The organism is Knoellia sp. AC549, assembly GCF_979258975.1.
Window position 1 is genome coordinate 1,727,598 of sequence record NZ_OZ409890.1, and the last position, 26,520, is coordinate 1,754,117.

The 26,520-nt window shown below is 70.5% G+C and carries 25 protein-coding genes and 2 tRNA genes; 7 read left to right on the plus strand and 20 right to left on the minus strand.

Annotated features, from left to right (window positions below; all coding sequences use genetic code 11):
• Positions 1-2: 2 nt before the first annotated feature.
• Positions 3-722 (minus strand): VOC family protein, encoded by a 720-nt coding sequence (locus ACZZ98_RS08325; protein ID WP_463515800.1) that lies wholly within the window; start codon positions 720-722, stop codon positions 3-5.
• A gap of 125 nt (positions 723-847) precedes the next feature.
• A complete protein-coding gene (locus ACZZ98_RS08330) occupies positions 848-1,708 on the minus strand; it encodes a LysR family transcriptional regulator ArgP (protein ID WP_463515801.1) in 861 nt (286 codons plus the stop codon).
• Positions 1,709-1,795: 87 nt separating this feature from the next.
• Here ACZZ98_RS08330 and ACZZ98_RS08335 point away from each other — a divergent pair, with 87 nt between their 5' ends.
• From ACZZ98_RS08335 to ACZZ98_RS08345, 3 genes are all read left to right on the plus strand, one after another.
• Entirely contained in the window at positions 1,796-2,410 is a 615-nt protein-coding gene (locus ACZZ98_RS08335) for a LysE/ArgO family amino acid transporter (protein WP_463515802.1), read from the plus strand.
• Positions 2,411-2,452: 42 nt separating this feature from the next.
• Positions 2,453-2,836 carry a PPOX class F420-dependent oxidoreductase gene (locus ACZZ98_RS08340; RefSeq protein WP_463517746.1) on the plus strand — a complete coding sequence of 128 codons (384 nt, stop codon included), beginning with the start codon at positions 2,453-2,455 and terminating at the stop codon, positions 2,834-2,836.
• 151 nt (positions 2,837-2,987) lie between these two features.
• On the plus strand, positions 2,988-4,310 hold the full coding sequence (locus ACZZ98_RS08345; RefSeq protein WP_463515803.1) for a glycoside hydrolase domain-containing protein: 1,323 nt from the start codon (positions 2,988-2,990) through the stop codon (positions 4,308-4,310).
• Here the strand turns inward: ACZZ98_RS08345 and ACZZ98_RS08350 are convergent.
• The 8 genes from ACZZ98_RS08350 to ACZZ98_RS08385 all read right to left on the minus strand — a co-directional run bounded on the left by ACZZ98_RS08350 (position 4,307) and on the right by ACZZ98_RS08385 (position 11,521).
• Positions 4,307-4,546 carry a hypothetical protein gene (locus ACZZ98_RS08350; protein WP_463515804.1) on the minus strand — a complete coding sequence of 80 codons (240 nt, stop codon included), beginning with the start codon at positions 4,544-4,546 and terminating at the stop codon, positions 4,307-4,309. The two genes, ACZZ98_RS08345 and ACZZ98_RS08350, sit on opposite strands and share 4 nt — an antisense overlap.
• Before the next feature lie 112 nt (positions 4,547-4,658).
• Positions 4,659-4,734, minus strand: a tRNA-Ala gene (locus tag ACZZ98_RS08355).
• Between the two features lie 14 nt (positions 4,735-4,748).
• Complete coding sequence (locus ACZZ98_RS08360; RefSeq protein WP_380086437.1) at positions 4,749-4,892, minus strand: DLW-39 family protein; 144 nt, start codon at positions 4,890-4,892, stop codon at positions 4,749-4,751.
• Positions 4,893-4,925: 33 nt separating this feature from the next.
• Positions 4,926-5,002: transfer RNA gene (locus ACZZ98_RS08365), tRNA-Ile, on the minus strand.
• A 130-nt stretch (positions 5,003-5,132) separates the two neighbouring features.
• On the minus strand, positions 5,133-5,642 hold the full coding sequence (locus ACZZ98_RS08370; protein WP_463515805.1) for a DUF3566 domain-containing protein: 510 nt from the start codon (positions 5,640-5,642) through the stop codon (positions 5,133-5,135).
• Complete coding sequence (gene gyrA / locus ACZZ98_RS08375) at positions 5,639-8,395, minus strand: DNA gyrase subunit A (RefSeq protein WP_463515806.1); 2,757 nt, start codon at positions 8,393-8,395, stop codon at positions 5,639-5,641. Before gyrA ends, ACZZ98_RS08370 begins: the two co-directional genes overlap by 4 nt.
• Positions 8,396-8,667: 272 nt before the next feature.
• On the minus strand, positions 8,668-10,692 hold the full coding sequence (gene gyrB / locus ACZZ98_RS08380; protein WP_463517747.1) for a DNA topoisomerase (ATP-hydrolyzing) subunit B: 2,025 nt from the start codon (positions 10,690-10,692) through the stop codon (positions 8,668-8,670).
• 430 nt (positions 10,693-11,122) lie between these two features.
• A complete protein-coding gene (locus ACZZ98_RS08385) occupies positions 11,123-11,521 on the minus strand; it encodes a hypothetical protein (protein ID WP_463515807.1) in 399 nt (132 codons plus the stop codon).
• Here ACZZ98_RS08385 and ACZZ98_RS08390 point away from each other — a divergent pair.
• The gene (locus ACZZ98_RS08390; protein ID WP_463515808.1) at positions 11,520-11,966 is read left to right on the plus strand and encodes a hypothetical protein; all 447 of its coding nucleotides are present in this window, start codon (positions 11,520-11,522) and stop codon (positions 11,964-11,966) included. The genes ACZZ98_RS08385 and ACZZ98_RS08390 overlap by 2 nt on opposite strands.
• Here the strand turns inward: ACZZ98_RS08390 and ACZZ98_RS08395 are convergent, their stop codons facing one another.
• Positions 11,967-12,440: an acyl-CoA thioesterase gene (locus ACZZ98_RS08395; RefSeq protein WP_463515809.1), complete on the minus strand. Its 474-nt coding sequence runs from the start codon at positions 12,438-12,440 to the stop codon at positions 11,967-11,969.
• 42 nt (positions 12,441-12,482) lie between these two features.
• On the opposite strand from ACZZ98_RS08395, the gene ACZZ98_RS08400 reads away from it, so the two are divergent.
• Entirely contained in the window at positions 12,483-13,268 is a 786-nt protein-coding gene (locus ACZZ98_RS08400; RefSeq protein ID WP_463515810.1) for a metallophosphoesterase family protein, read from the plus strand.
• 27 nt (positions 13,269-13,295) lie between these two features.
• Here ACZZ98_RS08400 and ACZZ98_RS08405 read toward each other — a convergent pair whose 3' ends face one another.
• The 6 genes from ACZZ98_RS08405 to ACZZ98_RS08430 all read right to left on the minus strand — a co-directional run bounded on the left by ACZZ98_RS08405 (position 13,296) and on the right by ACZZ98_RS08430 (position 20,147).
• Positions 13,296-14,147, minus strand: a complete 852-nt coding sequence (locus ACZZ98_RS08405) for a MetQ/NlpA family ABC transporter substrate-binding protein (RefSeq protein WP_463515811.1) — start codon at positions 14,145-14,147, stop codon at positions 13,296-13,298.
• A 123-nt stretch (positions 14,148-14,270) separates the two neighbouring features.
• On the minus strand, positions 14,271-14,954 hold the full coding sequence (locus ACZZ98_RS08410; RefSeq protein ID WP_463515812.1) for a methionine ABC transporter permease: 684 nt from the start codon (positions 14,952-14,954) through the stop codon (positions 14,271-14,273).
• The gene (locus ACZZ98_RS08415; RefSeq protein ID WP_463515813.1) at positions 14,951-15,964 is read right to left on the minus strand and encodes a methionine ABC transporter ATP-binding protein; all 1,014 of its coding nucleotides are present in this window, start codon (positions 15,962-15,964) and stop codon (positions 14,951-14,953) included. Before ACZZ98_RS08415 ends, ACZZ98_RS08410 begins: the two co-directional genes overlap by 4 nt.
• A gap of 175 nt (positions 15,965-16,139) precedes the next feature.
• Positions 16,140-17,360 carry an ABC transporter ATP-binding protein gene (locus ACZZ98_RS08420; protein WP_463515814.1) on the minus strand — a complete coding sequence of 407 codons (1,221 nt, stop codon included), beginning with the start codon at positions 17,358-17,360 and terminating at the stop codon, positions 16,140-16,142.
• Entirely contained in the window at positions 17,357-19,063 is a 1,707-nt protein-coding gene (locus ACZZ98_RS08425) for an ABC transporter permease (protein WP_463515815.1), read from the minus strand. Before ACZZ98_RS08425 ends, ACZZ98_RS08420 begins: the two co-directional genes overlap by 4 nt.
• Positions 19,064-19,103: 40 nt before the next feature.
• Positions 19,104-20,147 (minus strand): extracellular solute-binding protein, encoded by a 1,044-nt coding sequence (locus ACZZ98_RS08430; protein ID WP_463515816.1) that lies wholly within the window; start codon positions 20,145-20,147, stop codon positions 19,104-19,106.
• Between the two features lie 84 nt (positions 20,148-20,231).
• Here ACZZ98_RS08430 and ACZZ98_RS08435 point away from each other — a divergent pair, with 84 nt between their 5' ends.
• Positions 20,232-22,550 (plus strand): non-ribosomal peptide synthetase, encoded by a 2,319-nt coding sequence (locus ACZZ98_RS08435; RefSeq protein WP_463515817.1) that lies wholly within the window; start codon positions 20,232-20,234, stop codon positions 22,548-22,550.
• Entirely contained in the window at positions 22,471-22,830 is a 360-nt protein-coding gene (locus ACZZ98_RS08440) for a hypothetical protein (protein ID WP_463515818.1), read from the plus strand. The genes ACZZ98_RS08435 and ACZZ98_RS08440 overlap by 80 nt, the downstream gene beginning before the upstream one ends.
• On the opposite strand, the gene ACZZ98_RS08445 is transcribed toward ACZZ98_RS08440, so the two are convergent.
• From ACZZ98_RS08445 to ACZZ98_RS08455, 3 genes are read right to left on the minus strand one after another with little or no spacing between them, the layout of a single operon-like run.
• Complete coding sequence (locus ACZZ98_RS08445) at positions 22,823-23,647, minus strand: ABC transporter permease (RefSeq protein ID WP_463515819.1); 825 nt, start codon at positions 23,645-23,647, stop codon at positions 22,823-22,825. The two genes, ACZZ98_RS08440 and ACZZ98_RS08445, sit on opposite strands and share 8 nt — an antisense overlap.
• A gap of 39 nt (positions 23,648-23,686) precedes the next feature.
• Complete coding sequence (locus tag ACZZ98_RS08450) at positions 23,687-25,672, minus strand: ATP-binding cassette domain-containing protein (RefSeq protein ID WP_463515820.1); 1,986 nt, start codon at positions 25,670-25,672, stop codon at positions 23,687-23,689.
• Positions 25,569-26,498, minus strand: coding sequence for an alpha/beta hydrolase (locus tag ACZZ98_RS08455; protein WP_463515821.1), 930 nt, complete (start codon positions 26,496-26,498; stop codon positions 25,569-25,571). Before ACZZ98_RS08455 ends, ACZZ98_RS08450 begins: the two co-directional genes overlap by 104 nt.
• Positions 26,499-26,520: the final 22 nt, after the last annotated feature.

Here is a 26,520-nt window from a genome sequence, read left to right on the forward strand (position 1 = left end):
CATCAAGGGGCGTGAACGCGGAACTCGTTGCCGTCGGGATCGGCCAGCACGACCCAGCTGACGTCGCCGTGACCGTTGTCGACGCGTGAGGCACCGAGGGCGACGAGGCGCTCGACCTCGGCCTCGTGGTCTGCGTCATCGGACGTGGCGACCTCGAGGTGAAGCCGATCCTTGCCGGTTTGCGGGGCGACGGGGGGTCCGCTCCACGTGATCTTGGAGCCGCCCCGGGGTGACTGGATCGCGGTCTCCTCGTCCTGGTCCCAGACGAGAGGCCACGTCAGCGCCTCGCCCCAGAAGTAGCCGAGGGCCTGCGTGCCCTCGCAGTTGACGGCGCCGATGACATCGGTGTCGGCGAGGAAGGTGTTGCCGGGCGGGATGACGCAGAACTCGTTGCCCTCGGGGTCGGCGAGCACCGCGTGACCCTCCTCGGGCAGCTGGCCGACATCGAGGTGGGAGCCACCGAGCTCCAGTGCCCGGGCGATGGTCGACTGCATGTCCTCGTCGGACGAGCTCGTGAGGTCGAAGTGGATCCGGTTGGGGCCGACACGTGGCTTGGTCGACGGCACGAACCGGACCGCGAAGCCGGGGTCGTCGCGCGGCGGCAGGACGATGCCTCCTTCCTGATCGACGGTCATCACTCGACCCAGGACCCCGCGCCAGAACTGCGCAAGCACAGCCGGGTCGCTCGCCTCGAAGGTGACGGCGAGGAGGTGAGAGGTCATCGGGGAGCTCCGCTCTGCAGGCTCACCGACCCTGGTGGGGTGCTCCCGCCGGTCGGCCGGTGAGGCGATCCACGCTAGGTCGCGTGCGGCATACGGATCAAGGTGTTTTCGGGCGAGCGCGAGTTTCACCGAGAGGGGGCGTGGCGGCTGATCGCCTCGGTGAGCCGCTCGACCAGCGGCGAGCGCAGGCGCCAGGACTGCCAGTGGAGCGGCACGTCCACGTGGTCGCGAGCGCTCAGCCGGACCAGGCTTCCGCTCTCGAGGTCCGCAGCGCACTGCACCAGGGGCAGCGCTCCCCAGCCCAGACCCGCACGGACACCCTCGGCGAACGCCTCCGACGACGGGATGCGGTGCGTCGGTGGGTCGACCTCGACTCCGTGGCGACGCAGGACCCGCCGCTGGAGGTCGTCGTGGTCGTTGAACTCGAGCACCGGCATCCGATCCCAGTCAATGCCCCGGCCCGTCGCGAACCGGGCGCGCAGGGTAGGCGTGGCCACGGGGAGGTAGCGCATCGCCCCGATCCGTTCGACCGAACACCCCTGCACCGGGCTGGGGTTCGAGGTGACGGCACCCAGCACGGTGCCGGCACGGAGGAGCTCGTGGCTGTGGCCCTCATCCTCGACGTGGAGCCTCAGCACGACGCCGTCCCACCCGGCGACCTCGGCCAGGATCGGCCGGAACCAGCTCGCCAGCGAGTCCGCGTTGACGGCGACGGGCAGCTCGCGCGGCGCGGCGGACTCGTCGAGAGCGGCCCGCGCCTCCTGCTCGAGCAGGTGCTGCTGGCGGGCCAGCCGGACGAGCACCTCACCCGCGGTCGTCGGCTCGCACGGCAGCCCACGCCGCACGACCACCTGACCCATCGACTGCTCGAGCGCCTTGATCCGCTGGCTCACCGCCGAGGGAGTGACGTGCAGCTGTCGGGCGGCCGCCTCGAAGGTCCCGCCGTCGACGACGGCCAGGAGGGCGCGGAGCTGTTCGGTGTGCACGCTCTCAATCCTAGATGAAGCAAAACTCAGGGATGCCAAGAAATCTTCGCTGGTCTTCACGCACGTCGGGCCCTAGCGTCGAGGACGATGAACACCACGATCCTCACCACCGTCCTCGCCGGCATGCTGTCCGGCCTCTCGCTCATCATCGCCATCGGAGCCCAGAACGCGTTCGTCCTGCGTCAGGGAGTGGCCCGCCAGCACGTCGGCGTCGTCGTCGCCATCTGCGCCGTCAGCGACGTCGCCCTCATCGTCGCTGGAGTGGTCGGGGTGGGGGCGGTCGTCGAGGGGCACCCCACGGTCCTTCGCATCGTCACCGTCGGCGGTGCGGCATACCTCGTCTGGTTCGGTGTGCGATCCCTCCTCGCGGCGCGGCGCCCGAAGGCGCTCACCGCCGGCCTGCCCGCCGCAAAGTCCTCCGTCGTGGGGACCGCCCTTGCGCTGACCTGGCTCAACCCGCACGTGTACCTCGACACGGTGCTCATGCTGGGCAACCTCAGCACGAGCCACGGACCGACCGGGAAGTGGTGGTTCGGCCTGGGTGCCTGCGTCGCGAGTCTGCTGTGGTTCACCGGCCTGGGGTATGCCGCCCGCCTCGCCTCGCGCTGGTTCGCTCGGCCGCGCACGTGGCAGGTGCTCGACCTCGTCATCGGGCTGGTGATGTTCGCGCTCGCGGCGATGCTGCTGCGCTCCGGCTTCTGAGGGTTGCTGGTCGGTTCGCGTGCCAGACTCCTCGGCGTGGCCATGCACCCGAGCGACCTCTCCGACGACGCCCTCACCTTCCTGCAGGACCGGCACCTCGCGACGTTGACGACGCTGCGTCGGGACGGCAGCCCGCACGTCGTGCCGGTGGGCTTCACCTGGGATCCCGTCGCGCACGTCGCTCGCGTCATCACGAGCGGCAGCTCCCAGAAGGCGCGCAACGCCGCGCGGGCGGGCCGGGTCGCGATCTGCCAGGTGGACGGGCGACGGTGGTTGTCGTTCGAGGGTGCGGCTCGCGTGCTCGACGACCCGGAGTCGGTGCTCGATGCTGTGACGCGCTATGCCGTCCGCTACCGGCAGCCGCGGGTCAACCCGGCTCGGGTCGTCATCGAGGTCGCCGTCGACCGCATCCTCGGCAACGTCTGACCGCTGAGCGCCGGGTGACGGCACTGGTCACCCCTGACCCGAAAGTGTCACTGGCCCACTGACGAGTGGGCCTTCCGCAGTGCGTCGCGAAGGCGGATCATCTGGTGTGTGTGGGCCGTGCGCCCGTCCGGCTCCGCGCAGGAGGTGGACCATGTCCTATCCACGTCGTGTCATCGCAGGAGTGGTCGCGGCTCTGGGGGCTTTGGCGCTCGGCATCGTCGTCCCTGCGCCTGCCATCGCCGAGCCCAGCACTCCCGTCAGCTACCCGAGCGCAGCCTCGGCCACCCGTCTGCAGGGTTACTTCTTCGACACCTGCACCGCCCCGTCGCTGAGCGCCCTGGCCGCCTGGCGCGGGAGGTCGCCCTACACGGGCGTCAACATCTACTTCGGCGGTCGCAACCGTGGCTGCGCGCAGCCCAACCTCACGGCCTCGTGGGTCCAGAGCACTGCGGCCGCTGGGTGGTCGCTCGTCCCGACGTACTTCGGCGATCAGCCGTTCTGCGTCTTCGGGAGCAAGCCCTATCGGTATGCCGCGAGCGGCGCCGCCGCGCGTGGAGCGGCTGACGGCAACGACGCGGTGGCCAAGGCGCGCGCCCTGGGACTGCGTGCGGGCAGCGCGCTGTATGCCGACGTCGAGCACTACGACCGCGCAGCTGCCGGGTGCACCCCGGCCGTCCGGACCTATGTCTCGGAGTGGACGCGTGCCCTGCACCGGGCTGGCTTCCTCGCCGGCGTCTACGTGCACCAGGACTCCGGGCTGCGTGACCTCGCCTACGGCTACAACTGGACGTCGTACGCCCGGCCGGACGCGGTCTGGATGGCGCGGTGGGACAACGTCGCCACGGTCACCAACTGGCCCACGGCGAGCAACAGCCTGTGGGCCGAGTGGCAGCGCTCCAAGCAGTACCGCGGCGACCACAACGAGACGTGGGGCGGCGTGACGATGAACATCGACAGCGACATCATCAAGGGGCCGGTCGCCACCGTCGCCAAGAACTATCGCGTCACGAGCACGTCCACCCTCAACGTCCGCAGTGGTCCCTCGAGCGCCTACCCGATCGTCGGCACCCTGGCCCCGAACGCCACGGTCTCGGTGGTGTGTCAGTCCCGCGGTCAGGTCGTTGGCAGCACGCCTGTGTGGGACCGGATCACGAGCGGTGGCTTCGTCACCGACCGGTATGTGTCGACTTCCTCCCAGACCGGCTTCAGTGCCGGGTTGCCCATCTGCAGCTATCCGGGGCAGCTCAGCATCTCGACAGCGGTCAACACGCGCTCAGGTCCCGGGACGGCGTATGCCGTGAACGGCACTATCCAGGGCGGCGGCCTGGCCTACGTGGCCTGCCAGAAGGCAGGGACGAAGGTCGGCACGACCAGCGTCTGGAACCAGCTCGTCGACGGCCGCTGGCTCAGCGACTACTACGTCGCGAACGCCTCCAACACGACCTACAGCGCCCCCGTCCCCCGCTGCCCCTAGGAGGCAGAGGTGGTCTCGACGACACCGTCAAGGAACTCGTGGATCCCGCCGCACTCGTCGCAGATCAGGGCGAGGCTCTCCTTGTTGGCCCAAGCGAATCCGAAGAACTCTGCCCCCGAGGTGTTGAGCTTGATCCGGCGCGTCCCGAACGTCGGGTTGTCGCAGTAGCCGCACGTGACGGCGCGCCCCCGCACCGTCGCGGTCACCAGAGCCGACGTGTCAAAGAAGTTCCCCATGCGCGCAGCCTCTCAGCTTCGACCCTAGTTCGAGCGCACTGAAACGGTGGCACGTGAGGGAGCCCCAAAAGAACAACCCTTCCCTGATGCCGGGAAGGGCCTGTCGATCACGTGGTGGAGACTAGGGGGTTCGAACCCCTGACCCCCGCCTTGCAAAGGCGGTGCTCTACCAGCTGAGCTAAGTCCCCGTGTTGAGTTGGTGTCAGCTTCCTGCGGTGGGGGTGACCGCGGGGCGGTCGTCCGTCGCCTCGGCCCACAGCCGCTGGTCGGCGCCCTGCGCGTCGAGCTTCTTCTTGACGAGGCCGGCGGTGAGCGCGGACAGGGCGACGAAGAGGATCTTCTTCACGGCAGTAACCACCTGGCTTGGTCGAGGATCGGATGGTGGGCCTAAGAGGACTTGAACCTCTGGCCTCTTCCTTATCAGGGAAGCGCTCTAACCGTCTGAGCTATAGGCCCGTCGCCAATCCGGCGGCGCCCCCGTCACGGCGGCGCGAGAGACGAGGTTACCCCACCCCCGCACCTACCCACAAAACGGTATGCCGCCCGCTCACGGGAGCGGGCGGCATACCGGATGTTCGTGGTGGGGTCAGTCGTCGGTGAGGGTCAGCTGAAGGCCGCCGACGAGGCTGCTCGACACGTTGTAGAGGAAGGCCGCGAGGGTCGCGAGCGCCGTCATGAGGATGACGTCGATGACGCCGACGACGATCGCGAGCGAGACGACGCGGCCGAAGCCGAGGAAGTCCATGATGTCGAAGGTGTTCTCGCCGTCCTGGATGATCTGGCCGACGAGGCCGTTGACCTGGTCGAAGACCCCCATGCCGGCGAGGATCATCCACAGCACGGAGACCATGACGACGCCGGCGATGCCGAGCGCCACGGACAGCAGGAACGACATCTTCATCGCCGACCAGGGGTCGACGCGGGAGACGGTGAGTCGCACGCGGCGACCGGTCGCGCGGGCAGCCTGCGGTGGGGCGGCCGAGGACCCGTTGGCCACCCGGCCGTCGCGCTCCGTGCGTGGAAGCGGACGCGAGGCCTCAGGCGAAGAACCCGACACCGATCGCATCGAGGTGCCTGCCTGGTCTGCCGTGCTCACTCGTCGCCTCCGTCGCCCTCTGCGTCACCGGCAGCGTCGTTGTCGTCGCCGTCGGTGCTCTTGTCCAACGACGGTACGCCATCGGCCACGTCGCGGTCACGCTCGCCGCCTGTGTCCGCGGACATGTCGAGATCGGTGTCCAGGTCGCTGTCGGGGTCGGTGTCCACCGGCGTGCCGTCGACCGGGGAGACACCCTCGGCGTCGGCCTCGGCGACCTCCTCCTCGACAACCTTCTCGGCGTTGCGGGCCACTCCGACGATCGCATCGTTCTTGCCCGGCTTCGCGAACCAGACACCGCCGGTGTTGCGGCCGGTGAGCCTGACCTCGTCGACGCGCGAGCGCACGATGTTGCCGCGCTCGAAGACGACCATGACCTCGTCGTCCTCGGAGACGGTGAGGGCACCGACGAGGTCGCCACCCTTCTCGGACTGCTTGGCGACCGTGACACCGAGGATCGCGCGACCCTTGACGTTCCACTGCGAGGCCTGCGAGCGCTTGGCCAGGCCGGACTCGAAGACCACGAAGACGTCAGGGTCGGTGCCGTCCTCGATGACCGACATCGACAGCAGCGAGTCGTCGCCGCGGAACTTCATGCCGGTGACGCCCGACGTCGAGCGACCCATCGGTCGCAGCGTCGCGTCGTCGGCGTGGAAGCGGACCGACTGGCCCTTCTTCGACACGAGCAGCAGGTCGTCGGCCGACGAGGTCAGCCCGGCTCCGACGAGCTCGTCGCCGTCGCGCAGGTTGACGGCGATGAGGCCGCCAGTGCGCGGGGAGTCGTACTCCGCGAGCCGGGTCTTCTTGACCAGCCCGTTCTTCGTGGCGAGCACGAGGTAGGGCGAGTCGCTGTAGTTGCGCAGCGCCAGGACCTGGGCGATGTGCTCGTCGGGCTGGAACGCCATGATGTTGGCGACGTGCTGGCCCTTGGCGTCGCGGCTGGCGTCGGGCAGCTCGTAGGCCTTGGCGCGGTAGACCCGGCCGAGGTTGGTGAAGAAGAGCAGCCAGTGGTGCGAGGTGGTCGTGAAGAAGTGCGCCACGACGTCCTCGCCACGCAGCTGCGCGCCCTTGACGCCCTTGCCGCCGCGCTTCTGCGACCGGTAGGCGTCGACCTTGGTGCGCTTGGCGTAGCCACCCCGGGTGATCGTCACGACGACGTCCTCCTCGGGGATGAGGTCCTCCATCGACATGTCGCCGTCGAAACCGTGGATGATCGAGCGACGCTCGTCGCCGTACTTCGCCACGATCTCGGCGAGCTCCTCGGACACGATGGTCCGCTGGCGCTCCGGCTTGGCCAGGATGTCCTGGTAGTCCTCGATCTCGCGCTGGATCGCGTCGTGCTCGTCGATGATCTTCTGGCGCTCGAGGGCGGCCAGACGGCGGAGCTGCAGCTCGAGGATCGCGCGGGCCTGGATCTCGTCGATCTCGAGGAGCTCGATGAGGCCGTCGCGGGCCGCCTCGGCCGTGGGGCTGCGGCGGATGAGGGCGATGACCTCGTCCAGCAGGTCGAGAGCCTTGAGCAGACCCCGCAGGATGTGGATGCGGTCCTCGGCCTCCTTGAGGAGGTATGCCGTTCGGCGCTGGATGACGTCGATCTGGTGGTCGACCCAGTGCCGGATGAAGGCGTCGATCGGCAGCGTGCGCGGCACACCGTCGACGAGCGCGAGCATGTTGGCGCTGTAGTTGGACTGCAGCTGGGTGTGCTTGAAGAGGTTGTTGAGCACGACCTTGGCGACCGCGTCACGGCGCAGCACGATGACGAGGCGCTGACCGGTGCGGCCGGAGGTCTCGTCGCGGATGTCGGCGATGCCGTGCAGGCGGCCGTCCTTGACGTGCTCGGCGATCTTCTGCGCGAGGCTGTCAGGGTTGACCTGGTAGGGCAGCTCGGTTATGACGAGGCACTGCCGGCCCTGGATCTCCTCGACCTCGACGACGGCCCGCATGATGATCGAGCCGCGGCCCGTGCGGTAGGCGTCCTCGATGCCCTTGCGGCCCATGATGAGCGCGCCGGTGGGGAAGTCCGGGCCCTGGATGCGCGACATGACCGCGTCGAGCATCTCTTCGCGGCTCACCTCGGGGTGCTCGAGCACCCACAGGGCGGCGTCCGAGACCTCACGCAGGTTGTGCGGCGGGATCTGCGTGGCCATCCCGACGGCGATGCCCGACGAACCGTTGACGAGCAGGTTGGGGAAGCGCGCCGGCAGCACCGTCGGCTCCAGCGTCTTGCCGTCGTAGTTCGGAGCGAAGTCGACGGTCTTCTTGTCGATGTCGCGCACGAGCTCCATCGACAGCGGCGCCATGCGGCACTCGGTGTATCGCGGAGCAGCGGCCGGGTCGTCACCGGGGCTGCCGAAGTTGCCCTGCCCCTGCACCAGCGGGTAGCGCAGCGACCAGTCCTGGACCAACCGCACCAACGCGTCATAGATCGCGCCATCACCGTGCGGGTGGTACTGACCCATGACGTCACCGACGACGCGGCTGCACTTGTTGAACCCGCGGTCGGGGCGGTAGCCACCGTCGTACATCGCATAGATGACGCGGCGGTGCACGGGCTTCATGCCGTCCCGCACATCCGGGAGCGCCCGCGACACGATGACCGACATCGCGTACTCGATGTAGCTGCGCTGCATCTCAGTATTGAGGTCGATCGGCTCGACCCGGTCCGTCTCCCCCGGAGACCGGTCAGGCGCGACCGAGCCCTGCTCGCCCGTGTCCTCGACGTCAAGCTCGTCCGTGCTGTCGATGTCGTCAGCCATCAGTTCCCTTGTCTCTCAGTGCAATTCAGAAGCAGCTGTATGCCGCAAAGTTCAGTTCGTGCAGAAGGCGAGTGCCGCTGTGGCCCGGGAGTGGGCCGACGTGCCGTTCAAGGCAACAGCGCTTGGGAGGTGCTGTGCCCAGGAGCGGACGAACGTCCCGTTCGCCGCTGGCTGGGCCTGGCGGGAGCGCGGAGCGCGGCCAGCGCGCGCAGCGCGGATGGGACTGCGGCGAACGGGATGTTCGTCCGCGACCCAGCACACCGGCATACCCATCAGATGTCGAGAAAACGCACGTCGCGAGCGTTGCGTTGGATGAACGACCGCCGTGACTCGACGTCCTCACCCATGAGCACCGAGAAGATCTCATCGGCAGCGGCGGCGTCGTCGAGGGTGATCTGCAGCAGGACCCGGTGGTCGGGGTCCATCGTGGTCTCCCACAGCTCCTGGTAGTCCATCTCGCCAAGACCCTTGTAGCGCTGGATGCCGTTGTCCTTGGGCATGCGCCGGCCCTTGCTCTGACCCTCGGCGACGAGGGCGTCGCGCTCGCGGTCGGTAAAGGCGAACTCGTGGGCGGAGTTGCTCCACTTGATGCGGTAGAGCGGGGGCTGCGCGAGGTAGACGTAGCCGGCCTCGATGAGCGGCTTCATGAAGCGGAAGAGCAACGTCAGGAGCAGCGTGCGGATGTGCATGCCGTCGACGTCGGCGTCGGCCATGATCACGATCTTGTGATATCGGGCCTTGTCGATGTTGAAGTCCTCGCCGATGCCGGTGCCGAAGGCCGAGATCAGCGCCTGGACCTCCTGGTTGGCGAGGGCCTTGTCGAGGCGGGCGCGCTCGACGTTGAGGATCTTGCCGCGGATCGGGAGGATCGCCTGGTTGTGCGGGTTGCGGCCGCGCACGGCCGAACCGCCGGCGGAGTCACCCTCGACGATGTAGACCTCGGAGACCGCGGGGTCCTTGGCCTGGCAGTCGCGCAGCTTGCCGGGGAGGCCGCCGGACTCGAGGACGCGCTTGCGGGTGGCCTCGCGGGCCTTGCGCGCGGCGAGCCGGGCGGTCTGGGCCTGGATCGCCTTGCGGACGATCTCCCTGCCCTCGTTGGGGTGGCGCTCGAGCCAGTCACCGAACGAGTCGGTCATGGCCCGCTGGACGAAGCCCTTGACCTCGGAGTTGCCGAGCTTGGTCTTGGTCTGGCCCTCGAACTGGGGCTCGCCGAGCTTGACGCTGATGACGGCGGTCAGGCCCTCGCGGACGTCGTCGCCGGTGAGGTTCTCGTCCTTGTCCTTGAGCTGGTTCTGCTTGCGCGCGAAGTCGTTGATCATCTTCGTCAGCGCGGCGCGGAAGCCCTCCTCGTGGGTGCCACCCTCGTGGGTGTTGACCGTGTTGGCGTAGGTGTGGACCGACTCGCTGTAGGCGGTGGTCCACTGCATCGCGAGCTCGAGGTTGAGCTCGCGGGCGGCGTCCTCGACCTCGATGCTGATGATGTCGGGGTGGACCGGGTCGGACTTCTTGCTCTGCACGAGGTGGGTGACGTAGTCGATGAGGCCGCCGGGATAGCAGTAGCTGACCTCGCGCTTCTGGCTCTCGCTCGCGTCGACCGTCTCGGCCTCGTCCTCGGCGCTCTGCTGGACCCGCTCGTCGCGCAGGTTGATCGTCAGGCCCTTGTTGAGGAACGCGTACTGCTGGAAGCGGGCCCGGATCGTCTCGTAGTCGTAGGCGACGGTCTCGAAGATCTGGTCGTCGGCCCAGTAGGTGATCGTCGTGCCGTGGTCGTCGCTCTCGCCGACCTGGTCGAGGGGGGCGAGGCGCTCACCGTGGTCGAACTCGATCCGCCACACGTGCCCGAGCTGCCGGACCTCGGCGATGAGCCGGGTGGCGAGCGCGTTGACGACGGAGGAGCCGACGCCGTGGAGACCACCGGAGACCTTGTAGCCGCCGCCGCCGAACTTGCCACCCGCGTGCAGCTGGGTCAGGACGAGCTCGACCGTGGAGACGCCGTAGGCGTCGTTCATGCCCGTCGGGATGCCTCGGCCGTTGTCCTTGACGCGGACACCGCCGTCGGCGAGGAGGGTGACGTCGATCGTGTCGGCGTGGCCGGCGAGCGACTCGTCGACCGCGTTGTCGACGATCTCCCAGACGAGGTGGTGCAGGCCGCGCTCACCGGTGGACCCGATGTACATGCCCGGACGCTTGCGAACCGCCTCGAGGCCCTCGAGGACCTGGATGGCGGACGCGTCGTAGGTCGCGTCGTCGGCGACCCTGGAGGTGTTGCCGGTCGGTGTCGTCAGCGCGCCCTCCACCGGGGTGGCGGGGGATGCAGCGGGCGCCTCCGCCGCGGCGCTCGGGGACGGGTCCGGCACCGCTGCTGCGGTGGTGTCCTGCGTCTCGATGCTGTTGTCGTCGGGCGTGCTGGGCACGGTGCTCCTTCAGCTGGTCTGGCTCATGCCGCGCGCCCGGGGCGGGAAAGGGCCCTGGGCGCGACGTTCACCCTGAAGTTTACCTGTCAGCACCGTCAGCGCGAGCCAGTGCAGGCCCGGGAAGCCACTTTTCTCAGGTTTTCATGGGTGGCGACGACCCGGCATACGCCCCCCACCCCTCTCCGGCCCTCTGGGGCAGGTTTTGGAGCCTTCTCCCAGCACCTCCTGAGGGAAGCTCTCACCTCGCCTCACCGCGGCGGTCAGGCGAGGTGAGAGAAACCCACTTCAGGCGGGAAAGGTGGGGTCAGTGGGGTCAGCGACCGGTGGTGAAGAAGGTCCAGGTGCCGTCGCCGGCGATGCCGACGCGGTAGCCGGTGTAGCCACCGTCGTTCGTGCGCATCCGGTCCGCGGCCGACTGGGTCAGCAGTCCGGAGGCCACGACCTTGTCCCACTCGGCCTCGTCCTGGGCAAAGCGCTCCGAGAAGACCTTGGGCTGGATCGTCCCGTCGAAGGTCTCGGTCGGCTCCATCGCGAGCAGGGTCGCGAGCGCGACGAAGTTCTGCGGCGTGCTCGACGTGAAGATCGCCGAGGGCGCCCTCTCGCCGGCCAGCCCGGTCGAGTCCGCCTGGGCGAGGGCGACCAGTGTCTTGGCGTCACAGGCCTTGGCCGCGCTGTGGATCTTCCTCGCCTTGGCCGCGGCCGCGGCGGACATGCCCGTCGTCCTCGTCGCCCCCGCCCTGGCGGCGGAGCAGGTGGGCTCGGGGGCGGGCGGCTTGGTCGTCGGCGCGGCAGTGGTCCTGGTGGGCGTCGCGGAGGGCGGGGGCGTCGCCGTCCGCGTGGCCGAGGGTGACGCCGTGACGGTGGGCGTGGCGCTCGGCGACGTCGTGGTGGGCGTCGGGGTGGGCGTCGGGGTCTCCGACTCGGTCTCGCTCGTGCTCGCAGAGGCCGACGGCGAGGTCTCGCTGGACGTCGAGGCCGTGGGGGCGGCCGTGGGTTCGTCGTCCGAGCACGCGGTCAGGGCCAGGGCGGCCAGGAGCAGCGGCGCCGCAGCGCGCGTGAGGCGTGCGGACAGGAGGTTTCCCCGAGGCGTCATGGCGACAACTGTAACGGGAGTGACTGATGTGACTTGGGAGCCCGGGGTCCGCGTCGGGCTCTGATCACCCCTGTGCGGCGCGGTTGCGCTCGACGACCTCGCGGACGACGTCCGGCAACGCGACCGTATGCCGGTCGGTCCGGTCGACATAGACCTGCGCCCACAGACCGTGCGCGGCGATGTCGTCGCGGCCCTCGGCGAAGAGGCCGAAGGCGAAGGTGACGCTCTTGGTGCCGACGCGCTCGACCCGGACGCCGACGTCGATCGGCTGGGGGTAGGCGAGCTCGGAGTAGAAGCGGCACGACGACTCGGCGACGACCCCCATCGACTGCGACGTCGTCTCGTCGATGCCGGTCTCGCGGATGAGCCAGGCGTTGAGGACGGAGTCGAAGAGCTCGTAGTAGACGGCGTTGTTCAGGTGGCCGTACATGTCGTTGTCGGACCAGCGCGTCGAGACCCGCTGGACCTCCGGGAAGTCCGCCCGTCGCAGCGTTCGTGGATCTGCGGTGCTTCCAGGGGTTCCGGCGTCCGACGTCATGGGGCCGAGCCTAGTTCGGCCCTCGGTGCGAGGATGCGACTCATGGATCGCATGGCGCTGCTGTCGGACGTGCACGGCAACCTCACGGCATACCAGGCCGTGCTCGACGACATCGAGCGCCGCGGGATCGAGCGCATCGCCAACCTCGGCGACTACGTCGGCAAGGGGCCCCGGGGGCGCGAGGTGGTCGAGCTGTCACAGCAGCGGTGCGAGGTCAACCTGCTCGGCAACTGGGACGACTTCCTGCCCGATCCGCACCGGGACTACGACGACGCGGCGATGCAGTTCTGGCTCGGCCAGCTCGCACCCGGGCAGGGTGAGTGGCTGCGGGCGCTCCCCTTCAGCCACGACTTCTGGCTGAGTGGGCGTCGAGTCCGGCTCTTCCACGCCAGCGAGGACACGGTGCATCGCCGCGTCCACTACGTGCGGACGCAGAGCGAGTTCGAGGGACTGTTCCGCAACACCCCTGCCACGGGTGACGGGCCCTTGCCTGACCTGATCGGCTACGCGGACACCCATGACCCGATGTACGAGTGCCAGACCCAGGGCCGCACCGTCTTCAACACCGGCAGCGTCGGCAACTGCATGGGCGACCCCACGCCGATGTACTGCATCCTCGAGGGCGAGCTCGACAGCGAGGAGCCGGCGCCATGGTCGGTGGCCTACGTCCGGGTGCCCTACGACGTCGAGGCCGAGCTGGCGGCGGCCCGGGAGATGGGTATGCCGCAGCTCGACGCCTACGAGCTGGAGCTCCGCCACGGCGTCTACCGCGGGGCGCTCGACCAGTGGCGTGCCGGGGAGCCGGCCACCGGCTATCACGAGCGATAGTCGGCGACCGGCGACGTCGACCCGCGATCAGGCGGCGGGGAGCACCGAGCCGTCGGACCAGGTCTTCTCGATGAAGGCCTTGACCTCGGGCGAGTGGAGCAGCTCGTCCAGCTTCTTGAGCGACGCGTTGTCCTTGTCCGACTCCTGCACGGCGAGGAAGTTGGCGTAGGGGTTGCCCTCCGCCTCCTCGACGAGGATCGCGTCCTTGGACGGCGACAGGTTGGCCTCGAGGGCGTAGTTGCCGTTGATGACGGCGACGTCGAGGTCGTCGAGCGAGCGCACGAGCTGAGCCGGGTCGGTCTCGACGAACTTCAGCTTCTTGGCGTTCTGGTCGACGTCGTAGATCGTCGCGTTGGTGGCGTCCTTGCCCTCCTTGAGGGTGATGACACCGGCCTCGGCGAGGAGCTCGAGCGCGCGGCCCTGGTTGGACGGGTCGTTGTTGATGCCGACCTGGGCGCCGGCAGGCAGGGCCGCGACGTCCTTGACCTTCTTGGAGTACAGCGCGAACGGCTCGATGTGGACACCCTCGTAGTGCGCGAACTTGTAGCCGCGGTCCTTCACCTGCGCCTCGTAGTAGGGCAGGTGCTGGTAGAAGTTCGCGTCGAGGGTGCCCTCGGCGAGCTGCACGTTGGGCTGGACGTAGTCGTCGAAGGACTTGATGTCGAGGTCGAGACCGGCCTTGGGCGCGAGCTCCTTGTCGACGAACTCGAGGATCTTGGCGTGTGGCGTCGGGGACGCACCGACGACGAGCGTGGTGATGCCCTTGTCGTCGGCCTCGGGTCCGCTGGAGTCGCCGCCTCCGGCACCACAGGCCGCGAGGCTCGAGACGGCGAACAGGGAGATGCCGGCGAGGAGCGCGGGACGGCGGAGCGAGGACATGGGGACTTCCTTCCGGTATGCCGGTCGGTGACCGACGTGGGTATGCCGCGTGGGCGGCGGATCAGGTGGGCCGACGACGTTGTCGGGAGCGGGCGGCATACGCCGCCGTGGTTCAGGGACCGCTCAGCGGTGGTCGACGGTGCGGGCCACGCGGTCGCCGACGACCTGGACGAGCTGGACGACGACGACGAGCAGGACGACGGCGGCGATCATGACGTCGGTCTGGAATCGGTTGTAGCCATAGGACATGGCCGTCGCGCCGAGCCCTCCACCACCGACGGCGCCGGCCATGGCGCTGTAGCCGATGAGGGCGATGACCGTCGTCGTGAGGCCGGCGACGATGCCGGGCAGTGCCTCGGGGAGGAGCACCTTGCGGGTGACGTCCCAGCGGGTCGCGCCCATGATCGTGGCGGCCTCGACCTTGCCGGAGGACACCTCACGCAGCGACGTCTCGACCAGGCGCGCGAAGAAGGGGACGGCCCCTACGGTGAGCGGCACGATCATGGCCCGCCAGCCGACGGTCGTCCCCGCGATGAAGCGGGTGATCGGGATGATCGAGATCATCAGGATGAGGAAGGGCAGAGAGCGCCCGACGTTGACGATGGCACCGAGCACGCGGTTGAGGCCGGGCTTCGGGGCGATGCCGCCCGGGGAGCTGTTGTGGAGGAGCACGCCGACGACGACGCCGAGCACGGCCGTGATGAGCGCCGAGCCGAGGGTCATCGCCAGGGTCTCCCAGAGAGCGGTCGGCAGGCCGTCGGTGATGACGGGGTTGTCGAGCCAGGTGGGGTCGGTCTCGAAGGTCATGCGGCCACCTCGGGGTGGAGGCGGGCGGACTCGAGGAGCTCACGGGCGTGCTCGGTGGTCGAGGCGTCGGCAAGCTCGACGAGCAGCCGGCCGACCCGACGGCCGGCGATCGTCTCGACCGTGGCCGCGGCGACATCGGACTCGATGCCCTCGTTGCGCAGGAGGGCGATGATCCCGTCGATGGTGCCGACCGTGGACTCGGGATGTCCGAGGGCGACCTGGAGGCGCGCGAGCCCGCCCGGAGCGGGTTCGACGAGGGGGATCAGCTCGCGGTGCAGCCGGGTGGTCGGGTCGGCGATGACGTCGCCCAGACGTCCCTGCTCCACCACGGCGCCATCACCGAGGAGGGTCACGGCGTCGCAGATCTCGCGGACGACCGAGGGCTCGTGGGTGATGATGACGACGGTGATGCCGAGCCGGTCGCGGAGCTCACGGAGCAGGGCCAGGATCGAGCCGGTCGTGCTGGCGTCGAGGGCCGAGGTGGGCTCGTCGCAGAGCAGGATCTCGGGGCCCGCGGCGAGCGCCCGGGCGATGCCGACGCGCTGCTGCTGGCCGCCCGAGAGCTGGCCCGGGTGGTTCTGGGCGCGGTCGGCGAGACCGACGAGGTCGAGGAGCTCGGCGACCCGGGCGTCGCGCCGGGGCTTGTCCCAGCCGGCGATCTCGAGGGGGAGGGCCACGTTGTCGGCGGCGGTGCGGGAGTCGAGGAGGTTGGCGTGCTGGTAGACGACACCGAACCGGCGGCGGGCCGCTCGCAGCTCCTCGCCACGCAGGGTCGTGATGTCCTCGCCGGCGACGACCACCTCGCCCGACGTGGGGCGCTCGAGTCCGGTGAGGCAGCGGATCAGGGTCGACTTGCCGGCGCCGGACCGTCCGACGATGCCGTGGATCTCGCCGCGGGGGACGGTGAGCGAGACCCCGTCGAGGGCCTTGACCGTCGCGCCGCGAGCGTCGAAGACCTTGGTGAGATCGCGCACGGCCAGGGCCGCCTGAGCAGAGAAGTCGTCAACCACGCGCTCATAATGCCAAGTTATTCAAGTGATAACCAAATCGCGTAGGTGTGGGGGGTTTGTGCGCGGGTGGCGCGCGCCACGCAGACCCTGACGCGCCGCGCGCTCATGGGTGCGCGGCTGCTCACGTCGAGCGCGGCTGGCACCCACCGCGCTTGGGTTCGGGGCGAGGGAGGAGTCAGCCGGGGTCGGCGGTGCGGGGGAAGCCGGAAGTGGGAGCGGGCGTGCGGACGTGGCTGGGAGTGGGGCCGGCAACGGGGGCGGCGACGGGGGCGGGCGAGTCGTTGAGGGTGCGCTCACCGTCGAGCAGGCTCGGGACGATGCCGCGCACGAGCGAGACCTCGACCTCGGTGCCCACCCCCAGGCGCACCGAGTGCGGCTGCCAGGAGCGCACCGTGCCGCCCGAGGCCAGTCGCACGGTGTGCAGGACGAACGCCCCGTGGTACTCGACGCGCGTCACCACCGCCCGGGGCCCCACCGCCAAGGCGCCCGCACCTTCACCCCCACCCGTTGCGTCTGGGGAGGTGCTGGCTCCAGCGACCCCATCCGCGGTCGCAACGGGGACGAGGGCGACCTCGTGCGGCCGGAGCACGACCTCGGCCACGGCGATGTCGGTCCGTGGTGAGACCACACCGAGCTCGCACACGAGCCCGTCGGCGCCGAGCGAGGCCGGCAGGAAGTCGGCGTCGCCCATGAACGACGCGACGAAGCGGCTCACCGGCCGCTCGAAGACCTCGACGGGGGAGCCGAGCTGCTCGACGACGCCCTCGCGCATCACGCCGATCCGGTCGCCCACCGTGAGCGCCTCTGTCTGGTCGTGGGTGACGAGGACGGCGGTGGTGCCGGTGGCGCGGAGCACGTCGACGGTGTCGGTGCGCACCCGCGCCCGCAGCGACTCGTCGAGCGACGAGAAGGGCTCGTCGAGCAGCACGACCTCGGGGCGGGGCGCGAGGGCACGTGCCAGCGCGACCCGCTGCTGCTCGCCCCCCGAGAGCTCGTGGGGATAGCGGTCCGCGACGTGAGCGAGATGGACGAGCTCCAGCACCTCCGCGACGCGGGCGTCCTGCTCCGGACGGGCCTGGCCGTCGAGGCCGAAGCGGATGTTGTCGCTGACCCGCAGGTGGGGGAAGAGTGCGTGCTCCTGGAAGACCAGACCCACGCGGCGACGCTCGGGCGGCACCCAGGCGGACCCGGCGACGACCTCACCACCGACCCGGACGGTGCCGGCATCGGGGCGCTCCAGCCCGGCGACGAGGCGGAGCAGCGTCGACTTGCCACATCCCGAGGGACCGATGAGCGCCAGGATCTCGCCCTGCTCGATGCGAAGGTCCAGAGCACGCACGGCCGACGTGGCGCCATAGGACTTGGAGAGGCCGGCGAGCTCGAGGGCCGAGGTCATGAGGTCACCTGCCTGTGGGGCTCGGCGAGCCGCACCTGCCGGACGAGGAACCACACCGGCACGATCGCGAGACCGACGATGAGCAGCGCGGGCAGCGCGGCCTGCTCCCAGAAGTTCTCGTTGGCCAGCTCATAGACCCACACCGACACGGTGGTGAACCCGAACGGACGCAGGAGCAGCACCAGCGGCAGCTCCTTGACGGCATCGACGGCCACGAGCACGAGGGCGACGGCGATGCCCGACCGGGACAGCGGCAGGTGGACCCGACGCAGCACCCGCATCGGGCTGGCGCCCAGCGAGAAGGCCGAGTTGGTCACCGACGGCGAGATCGTCGTGAAGCTCGCATCGACCGCTTGGTATGCCGGGGCGAGGAACCTCACGACGTAGCTCGCCAGAATGCCGAGAACCGAACCCGTCACGACGAGCCCGGTCCCGCCCGGCACCCCGAGAGCCTCGAGCCACCCGTCGAGAGCAGCGAAGGCGACGAGGACGCCGATACCGATGACGGCGCCAGGCACGGCATACCCGAAGGTCGTGAGCTGCGCGGCACCCCGGGCGAGACGACCGCCGGTCATCCGCACCCCGTGGGTGAGCAGCAGCGCGAGGGTGACGCAGGCGAGGGCGGCGAGCCCGGCCATGACGGCGCTGTTGGTGAGGTTGGTGGCGAAGCGTCCGGTCGAGAGGGCTGACGAGTCGGCGAGCGTCGCGGTGACGGCCCACCACAGGAGCCTGGCCACGGGCAGGAGGAAGCCGGCTGCGAGGACCGAACCGGCGGCGGCGAAGGCCCACCACCGACGGGCGCCGGTGAGCACGTGCGGCGCCGCGGGGGGCCGGTGCCCGCCGCGGGAGTCGTAGCGGGCGCCGCCGCGCAGGATCCGCTCGACCGTGAGGACCATGACGGCGAAGGCGAGGACGAGCACCGACAGCTGGGCCGCCGACGCGAAGTCGAACGTGCCCTTCCAGGTGAGGTAGACGCCGACCGAGACGGTGCGAACCCCGAAGTACTGCACCGTCGCGAAGTCGGTGAGCGTCTCCATCATGACGACGGCGAGGCCACCGGCGAGGGCGGGACGGGCCAGGGGGAGCAGCACCTGGCGGAAGGCCCGCCACGGCGAGGCGCCGAGCATGCGGGCTGCGTCCCAGGTCGCCTGGCCCTGGCCGCGGAACGATGCCCGCGCGAGGAGGTAGACGTAGGGATAGAGCGTGAGGGTGAGGACGACCGGTGCCCCGAGGACACCCGAGAGGAGCTCGACGACACGCGAGTCGCCAAAGACCCCCCGGGACAGCCGCGCTGGCCCCCCGGCCGGGCCGAACGTGGACAGGAAGAGGAAGCCCAGCACGTAGGCAGGCATCGCCAGCGGCAGGACGAGCAGCCACGAGAAGAGCCGCCGCCCGGGGAAGTCGTAGGCCGTGACGAGCCAGGCGAGACCCACGCCGAGGACCGCGGTGCCCAGACCCACCGCCGCCAGGAGCAGCACGGTCGTCAGGAGCATCTCCGCCAGGTCGCTCGGCAGGGCCGGGCGCCCGGCACCCAGCGCTGCGACCAGCACCGACACGACGGGCACCGACACCACCAGGGCGATGACGACGACGACCGCTGACCAGCGGGGCCGGCCCGCGCCGGGAAGGCGGGGGGCGCGCAACCCGGCTCGGGAGCCGGGCGTGCGCTCCGGAGCCGGGGCGATGCGGCTCTCGGGACTCACGACGGCTCGCGAGCCGTCTCGCCAGCCGGGCCCGTCAGGGTCACTTGTAGCCGGCCTCGGACAGGATCTTGACGGCCTCGGCGTTCTGCGACCCGTAGGCCTGCGCCGACAGCGGCATGCGCTTGAACTCGCCGAACTTCGCGATGACCGGCTCGGGCTCGACGGACTCGTTGACGGGGTACTCGTGGTTGCCGTCGACGAAGGCGCTCTGGCCCTTGGTCGCCAGCCACTCGACGAGCTGCTGCGCCTGGGCCGCGTTGTCGGAGGTCTTGACGACGCCCGCGCCGGAGATGTTGACGTGCGTGCCCGCGTCGCCCTGCGAGGCCCAGAACGGCTTGACCTTGAGGTCGGGCTTCTTCTCGAGCTCGCGGGCGAGGTAGTAGTGGTTCGTGATGCCGACGTCACACGTGCCCGCGTCGATCGCCTTGAGCAGCTCGACGTCGTTGGACTTGATGTCGACGCCGTTGGCGACCCAGCCCTTGACGGTCGCGAGCGTGGCGTCGGCGCCCTTGAGGCCGACCAGGCTGGCGACGAGGCTCTGGGTGTAGGCCGACGTGGAGTCGCGCATGCACAGGCGACCCTTCCACTTCGGGTCGGCCAGGCCGGCATACGTGTCCTTGGGGTCGAAGTCCGCGGGCTTGACCTTGTCGGGGTTGTACATCGTCGTGCGGGCGCGCATCGCGAGCCCGAACCACTGGTTGCCGCTGTCGCGCAGGTCGGCGGGGACGGCCTCGGTGAGTGCGGCGGACTCGATGGGCTTGAGGACGCCCTCCTCGCCGGCGTTCCACAGCGCCCCGGCGTCGACCGTCATGAAGACGTCGGCCTCACCGTCGGCACCCTCGGCCTTGATGCGCTGGAGCAGCTCGGCGTCGTTGCCCGAGATGAACTCGACGCTCACGCCGGTCTCGTCCTGGAAGTCCTTGAACGCGCCCTCGAGGTCGTAGTGGCGCGCCGAGTAGATCTGGAGGTCGGCGTTGCTGCCGCCGAGGCCGAGCACTCCGCAGCCGGCGAGCGGCAGCGTGAGGCCGACGGCGGCGGTGGCAGCCAGTGCGCGGGCGGTGCGAGGCGGGCGACGAGTGGGCACGGGGACTCCTGAGAGGTGGAACGCTGACAGCCCATTCTTGCGGTGTTAGGTAAGCCAAACCAAATCCCCTTATCATCGTCGGTTGTGACCGCCGTTGCCCGCTCCCAGCACCGGGTCGCCCTCGTCGGGCGGCTGCGGTCCTTCGGCGACGCCTCGGCCCTGGGCTGGATGGGCCCTGCGGGCCTGCAGACGATGACGTATGCCGCCCTCTCCGACCGTGTCGACGACCGTCGCCTGGCGCTCGGTGAGGCTCCCCGCCTCGTGCTGCTCGAGGCCGGCAACGACCTCGAGACCGTCGTGACGCTCCTCGCCGCCCTCGCCGGCGGGCACCCCGTCATCCTCACCGCGCCGGGAGAGTCGCGGCTCGTCGACGCCTGGGACCCGGACGTCGTGGCGCGTGGCCCTCGGCTCGAGGCGAGGCGCCCGGGCACGGCCCATGCCCTCCACCCGGACCTCGCCCTGCTGCTGTCGACGTCCGGCAGCACCGGCTCTCCCAAGCTGGTGCGGCTGAGCACCCACAACCTCGACTGCAACGCGGGCCAGATCGCCGACGCGCTGGCGCTGCGGCCCGACGACGTGGCGGCGACGACCCTGCCGCTGCAGTACTGCTACGGCCTCTCGGTCCTGCTGAGCCACCTCTCGGTGGGGGCCAGCGTCCTGCTCACCGACCTGTCCGTCGTCGACGCGTGCTTCTGGGACGCGTTCCGGGAGGCAGGCGGGACCACGCTCGCGGGAGTGCCCTACACCTACGACCTGCTCGACGCCGTGGGCTTCGCGGCGATGGACCTGCCGCGCCTGCGCCTGCTCACCCAGGCGGGCGGGCGGATGGAGCCCGCCGCGGTCCGGCGATGGGCGGAGCTCGGGACGCAGCGCGGCTTCGAGCTCGCCGTGATGTATGGCCAGACCGAGGCCACGGCCCGGATGGCCACTCTCCCACCGCATCTCGCCGCATCGAACCCGTCGAGCATCGGCGTCGCCGTGCGCGGTGGCCACTTCAGCCTCGCACCCGTCGACGGCGTGGCGGCCGGGGTCGGCGAGCTGGTCTACGAGGGCGGCAACGTGATGATGGGCTACGCCTCGTCAGCGGCCGACCTCGCCGACGGGCCCGGGCCCAGCACGCTCCCCACGGGTGACCTCGCCCGGTTCACCCCGGACGGGCTTGTCGAGATCGTCGGGCGCCTCAGTCGGCTGGCCAAGGTCTGCGGACTGCGGATCGACCTCGACCGGGTCGAGGCCGACCTCGCCGCGGACGGCCACCCGGCCCACGTCATGGACGGCGGCGACCGGCTCCTCGTGGCGCTCGCGGGCTCCGACGGCTCCGCCATCGAGAGCGTCCGGCGAGACGTCAGTGAGCGGTATGCCGTCCCGCGTGCCTCCGTCGTCGTCGCCACGGTCGACGAGGTCCCGCGCACCAGGTCGGGCAAGGTCGACCGGCCGGCCCTCACCGAACGACTGACTGCCGACTTCGTGCCCCATCGGGCCGGATCCGGCGCAGCTGCACCGTCCTCGGAACGGGCCCAATGGGGCACGAAGTCGGTGGGTTCGGAGGAGGTGCGGCGGTTGTATGCCGAGCTGCTCGACCGGCCCGACGCCGCCGTGGGCGACTCCTTCGTCAGCCTGCGCGGGGACTCGTTGTCCTACGTCGAGATGTCGGTGCGGCTCGAGGGTCTGCTGGGGACGCTGCCGCACTCCTGGCACGTCCGGACCATCGCCGACCTCGCCGCCGAGCACGGCACCCCGCCCGCGGACCTCGCCCAGGACCGACGCACCCCCGGATGGCTGCGCTGGCGGGTGCTCGAGACCTCGGTCGTGCTCCGCGGCCTCGCCATCGCACTCATCGTCCTCACGCATGCCGGGGTCCTGGAGATCCGAGGTGGCGCCCATGTGCTCCTCGCCGTGGCGGGCTACGCGTTCGCGCGGTTCCAGCTTCTCGGGTGCCGACCGGTCGGACAGGGTCGCCCACCTCCTCGAGTCGACCACCCGCATCGCCCTGCCCAGCGCGGTGTGGATCGGCGTCATCGTGCTCATCGACGACCGGTTCACCTGGTGGAACGCCGCCCTGATGACCTCGGTGGGCGGGGGGACCGGCCACATCCAGTGGCGCTACTGGTTCGTCGAGGCGCTCGTGCACCTGCTGGCCGCTCTCACGGTGGCGCTCTGCGTGCCCGCACTCGACCGGCTCGAACGGGCCCGGCCCTTCGCGGTTCCTCTGGGTCTGGCGGTGGCCGGACTGGTGTTCCGGTTCGGGCTCGTCGGCGTCGGTTCGCACCACGTCAACGGTCGCGCCGCCATGGTGCTCTGGCTCTTCGCGCTGGGGTGGGCCATGGCCCGCGCGGACGCACGGTGGCAGCGATGGCTGCTCACGGCATACATCGCCGTCGTCGTTCCGGGGTTCTTCGGTGACCCGATGCGCGAGCTGGCCGTGGCCGCAGGGCTGCTCACGCTGCTGTGGGTGCGCTCCCTGCGGGTGCCGGCGTTCGCCGTCCCGGTGCTCGTCCCCCTCGCGTCGGCCTCGCTGTTCATCTACCTCGTGCACTTCGAGGTGATGGGTCGCGTGGGCTACTCGGCGCTCGGCGCCGCCGTGTCGCTGGTCACGGGCTACATCGCCTGGCGGGGGGCGTCGCCGATCATCGAGCCCGTCGCCCGGTGGGTCGGCGGGCGGGCTCGCCGCGTCCTCAGCTGAGGATGTCCTGGCGGCGGAACCGTCGGTAGCCGAGCGCGACGAAGAGCACCGTGTAGAGGACCGACCACAGGGCGCCGTGGCGCAGGTCGACCCAGTCCACCGGGCCGGAGACGAGCAGGTCGAGCCAGGCCCGCGAGTAGTGCGCCGGCAGCGCCTTGCGCCAGTCACCGAGGGCGTCGATCGAGTCGAGGATGCCGGAGACGATGAGCAGGAGGAGCGCGCCGCCGACCGCAGCGAGCGGGGTCTGGCTGCGGACCCCGACCCAGAACGAGAAGGCGCCGACGGGCGCGATCGACAGCAGGACGAAGCCCACCGCGATGACCATGCGCGGGGCCCACTCGCCCCACGCCATCTCGCCGCCACCGAGGATGGTGAACGGCTCGCTCCCATAGACGAGGGTGCCGACGAGGAGGGTCCACGCCGGCAGCACGACGACGAGGGCCGCCGTGCTGAGGAAGCCGACGACGAGCTTGCTCGTGAGCAGCCGCGCTCGCGTGACCGGAGCGGTGAGCAGGTAGCGCAGCGATGCCCACGACGCCTCGGCGGGGACGGGGTCGCCGGCGAAGAGCGCGGCCACCCCGAAGAGCAGGAGCTCGGCGGAGACGACGAAGGTGAAGACGGTGAAGTTCGGGCCGCCGCTCGTCGCGAGGTCGACGAGCCGGACCGTGGTGTCGTTCTCTCGGCCCGGGTCGTCGTCGAGCGAGAACGCTGCGACGAGGATGAGCGGCAGGACGGCCACGATGCCGATGACCCAGAGGGTGCGGCGGCGACCGAGCTGGCGACGGAGCTCGGACCGCCAGGACAGTGGCCGGCTCATCGTGCCCGCACCTGGCGGAGGCGCTCGATGAGCGAGGCGTCAGGGGTGTCGTCGTCGGAACCCGGCTGCGAGGCCGCGATGACTCCGAGGAAGACCTCCTCCAGGTGGCGCCGGCTGCCGACCCCGACGACATCGGCTCCCGAGGCGACGACGTCGCGGACGACGAGCTTCTCGGGGCCGGTCGGCGACCACGGTGAGCGTGGGCCTTGAGGGGTCGTCGACCGTGTCGAGCGAGCGTATGCCGTCCGCTCCCGCAAGCGCCGCGCGTGCCGGTTCCAGGGACTCGACCGACCCGAGCTCGAAGACGGTCGTGTCGTCGCTGGCGAGCAGGTCGGCGACCGGCCCCGCGGTGACGACCCGGCCGGCGTGCATGACGACGACGTGGCTGCAGGTCAGCTCGACCTCGGCGAGCAGGTGGCTCGAGACGACGACCGTGCGTCCGGTGGCGGCATACGACTGCAGGATCGGGCGCATCGCCGCGATCTGGGGCGGGTCGAGCCCGTTGGTCGGCTCGTCGAGGAAGAGCAGCTCCGGTTTGCCGAGCATGGCCTGAGCGATGCCCAGCCGCTGCTTCATGCCGTGGCTATAGGTGCGGACCGGTCGGTCCAGGGCGCCGCCGAGCGCCGCGACGTCGAGGGCTTCGTCGATGCCGGCCTCCTCAGCGGGGCGGCCGGTCGCCGCCCAGTAGGCCGTGAGGTTCTCGCGACCGGTGAGGTGCGGAAGGAAGCCCGGACCCTCGACGAGGGCACCGACCCGGCCGAGCACCTCTGAGCCCGGGTGGACCGGCCGACCCAGGACGTGGACCGACCCTGAGTCGGGGCTGATGAGGCCGAGCATCATCCGCATCGTCGTCGTCTTGCCCGCTCCGTTGGGGCCGAGCAGCCCGACGACCTGGCCGCGTTCGGCCCGCCAGGACACGTCGTCGACGGCACGGTGCCCGTCGGCATACGTCTTGACCAGGCTGTCGACGACGAGGGGGACGTCGGCGTAGTCCTCGCGGACGACCTCACGCTGCCGACGGCGCCGGCGCAGCAGCGCCGACGTCGTGATCGCTGCGAGGAGCGCGACGATGCCGCCGGCGAGCGCGAGGGACTCGGTGTCGCGCTCCGTGGTGGCGGCGAGGATCGCGCCCGACGCCGTCGGGACGGTGAGGGTGGCGGCGGCCAGGGTGACGCGGTCGGCGCGAGCCTCTCGGGGGACGGTGAACGCGCTGTCCGTCGAGGTGACGAGCACGCGCCACTGGCTGCCGGCCGCCATGGACCAGACCGACGCGGGCAGGTTGACGGTCACGTCCGTCGGCCGGCCGGGGGTGAGAGCCACCCGGACCGGCGCCGTGAGCGCCCGCTGCTGGACCGCGTCGGAGCCCTCGACCCGCCAGAGCGAGACGAACATCGTGGCCTCGGGGCCCGTGGACGACACCTGGAGCCGCACGGTCGGCGAGCCAACCACGGTGAGCGAGCGCGACAGGGTGGGACTGTCGAACGCGACCGACATGCCCGGCAGGGCCGCGAGCCGGTAGGTCGGCAGCTCCAGTGAGCCGAGTCCCGGGATGGACGTCATCGAGTTCGGCTGGCCGCCCGGCGGGGTGAGGAGGACGGCCGGGCTGGCCGGGGCGCGCATCGCGAGCTGCTGGGTGCCACCGCTCAGGCCGGGGTAGCGGTCGAGGGTCGCGACGGGCGCGGCGTCACTGCGCCGGGGGACCGGCAGCGAGTAGGTGAAGGCGGGCACGGGGAGCGGGTCGGTCCGGCTGCCCTCGAGATAGGTGCGCAGCCAGGTCGCAGCGGCGTCCTCGTCGAGGCCGGGGTTCGAGGCGGCGCCGTCGTGCCCGCCGTCGGTCCAGCGCACGGCGTGGCGGGTGCCGGCCCTGGCGAGACCGGCGGCGTTGGCGTCGGCCTGGTCGAGCCCGAAGAGGGTGTCTTCCTCACCCTGCACGAGGAGCGTGGGCGCGGTGACCCGCTCGATCGTGCCGCGAGGGCTGTTGCGGCGCAGGGTCGCAGCGAGCCCGGGACTCGGCCGGCCGTTCACCGCCGCTGCCTGGAGCTCGGCGCAGAGCCTGAGGTCGAAGCGGCCGCAGAGTGCGTCGGCGGGGGTGCCGGTCGACCCACTGGGCGGTGCGGATGGCGCGGTCGGCAAGGTCGGCCCTGCGCCCGCGGGGCTGCCGCCGACGGGGCCGAGGCTCGCGGTGAAGAAGCGGGTGCCCCAGAAGCTGCTTGTAGGGGCCGGGGGTGGTGCTGCCCGACGCGGCCTGGGGGAAGAGAGCGGCGCCGAGGTCGTGCCAGGTGATCGCGGCGACGGTGGCGTCGACGCGCCGGTCCGCCCCGGCGAGCATGAGGGCGAAGGCCCCGCCGTAGGACCCTCCCGCGACGGCGACTCGCGGGTCCTTGGCGCCATCGCTCACCACTTCGGGTCGTGCAGCGAGGAGGTCGAGGAGGGCGGTGCCGTCGGCGATCTCGTGGTCCGGTGAGTTCAGGTGGATGCGGCCACCCGACCGGCCGAAGCCACGGGCCGTGAAGGTGAGGACGACGTGACCGTCGGCGGCGTAGCGCTTCGCCTCACCATCGACGCTGTCCTTGCTGCCGCCGAAGCCGTGAGCGAGCAGGACCGCCGGATGGGGGCCGTCACCGGCCGGGAGGTAGAGCCGGGTGTCGAGCCGGACCGGACTGCCGTCGCTCTCGGCCCCGACGTCGACGAACTGGTCGCTCGTCGTCACCGAAGGACTGTTCTCGGCAGCGCGCTGGTTGGTCGGGGGCGCGGCCTGCGCGGTGCCGGCGAGCACGACGATCCCGGTGAGGGCGAGCACGGCTGCGGCCACGACGACTCGACGAGGACGTGGACGAGCGGACCGCTGCATGGCTCATCCTCTCCCGACGGAG

Coding starts and splice junctions, on each gene's coding strand:
- ACZZ98_RS08325 (WP_463515800.1), bottom strand. CDS start 722: ATGACCTCTCACCTCCTCGCCGTCACCTTCGAGGCGAGCGACCCGGCT.
- ACZZ98_RS08335 (WP_463515802.1), top strand. CDS start 1,796: ATGAACACCACGATCCTCACCACCGTCCTCGCCGGCATGCTGTCCGGC.
- ACZZ98_RS08340 (WP_463517746.1), top strand. CDS start 2,453: ATGCACCCGAGCGACCTCTCCGACGACGCCCTCACCTTCCTGCAGGAC.
- ACZZ98_RS08345 (WP_463515803.1), top strand. CDS start 2,988: ATGTCCTATCCACGTCGTGTCATCGCAGGAGTGGTCGCGGCTCTGGGG.
- ACZZ98_RS08350 (WP_463515804.1), bottom strand. CDS start 4,546: ATGGGGAACTTCTTTGACACGTCGGCTCTGGTGACCGCGACGGTGCGG.
- gyrA (WP_463515806.1), bottom strand. CDS start 8,395: ATGGCTGACGACATCGACAGCACGGACGAGCTTGACGTCGAGGACACG.
- ACZZ98_RS08390 (WP_463515808.1), top strand. CDS start 11,520: ATGCCCGTCGTCCTCGTCGCCCCCGCCCTGGCGGCGGAGCAGGTGGGC.
- ACZZ98_RS08385 (WP_463515807.1), bottom strand. CDS start 11,521: ATGTCCGCCGCGGCCGCGGCCAAGGCGAGGAAGATCCACAGCGCGGCC.
- ACZZ98_RS08395 (WP_463515809.1), bottom strand. CDS start 12,440: ATGACGTCGGACGCCGGAACCCCTGGAAGCACCGCAGATCCACGAACG.
- ACZZ98_RS08400 (WP_463515810.1), top strand. CDS start 12,483: ATGGATCGCATGGCGCTGCTGTCGGACGTGCACGGCAACCTCACGGCA.
- ACZZ98_RS08405 (WP_463515811.1), bottom strand. CDS start 14,147: ATGTCCTCGCTCCGCCGTCCCGCGCTCCTCGCCGGCATCTCCCTGTTC.
- ACZZ98_RS08410 (WP_463515812.1), bottom strand. CDS start 14,954: ATGACCTTCGAGACCGACCCCACCTGGCTCGACAACCCCGTCATCACC.
- ACZZ98_RS08420 (WP_463515814.1), bottom strand. CDS start 17,360: ATGACCTCGGCCCTCGAGCTCGCCGGCCTCTCCAAGTCCTATGGCGCC.
- ACZZ98_RS08440 (WP_463515818.1), top strand. CDS start 22,471: ATGGCCCGCGCGGACGCACGGTGGCAGCGATGGCTGCTCACGGCATAC.
- ACZZ98_RS08445 (WP_463515819.1), bottom strand. CDS start 23,647: ATGAGCCGGCCACTGTCCTGGCGGTCCGAGCTCCGTCGCCAGCTCGGT.
- ACZZ98_RS08455 (WP_463515821.1), bottom strand. CDS start 26,498: ATGCAGCGGTCCGCTCGTCCACGTCCTCGTCGAGTCGTCGTGGCCGCA.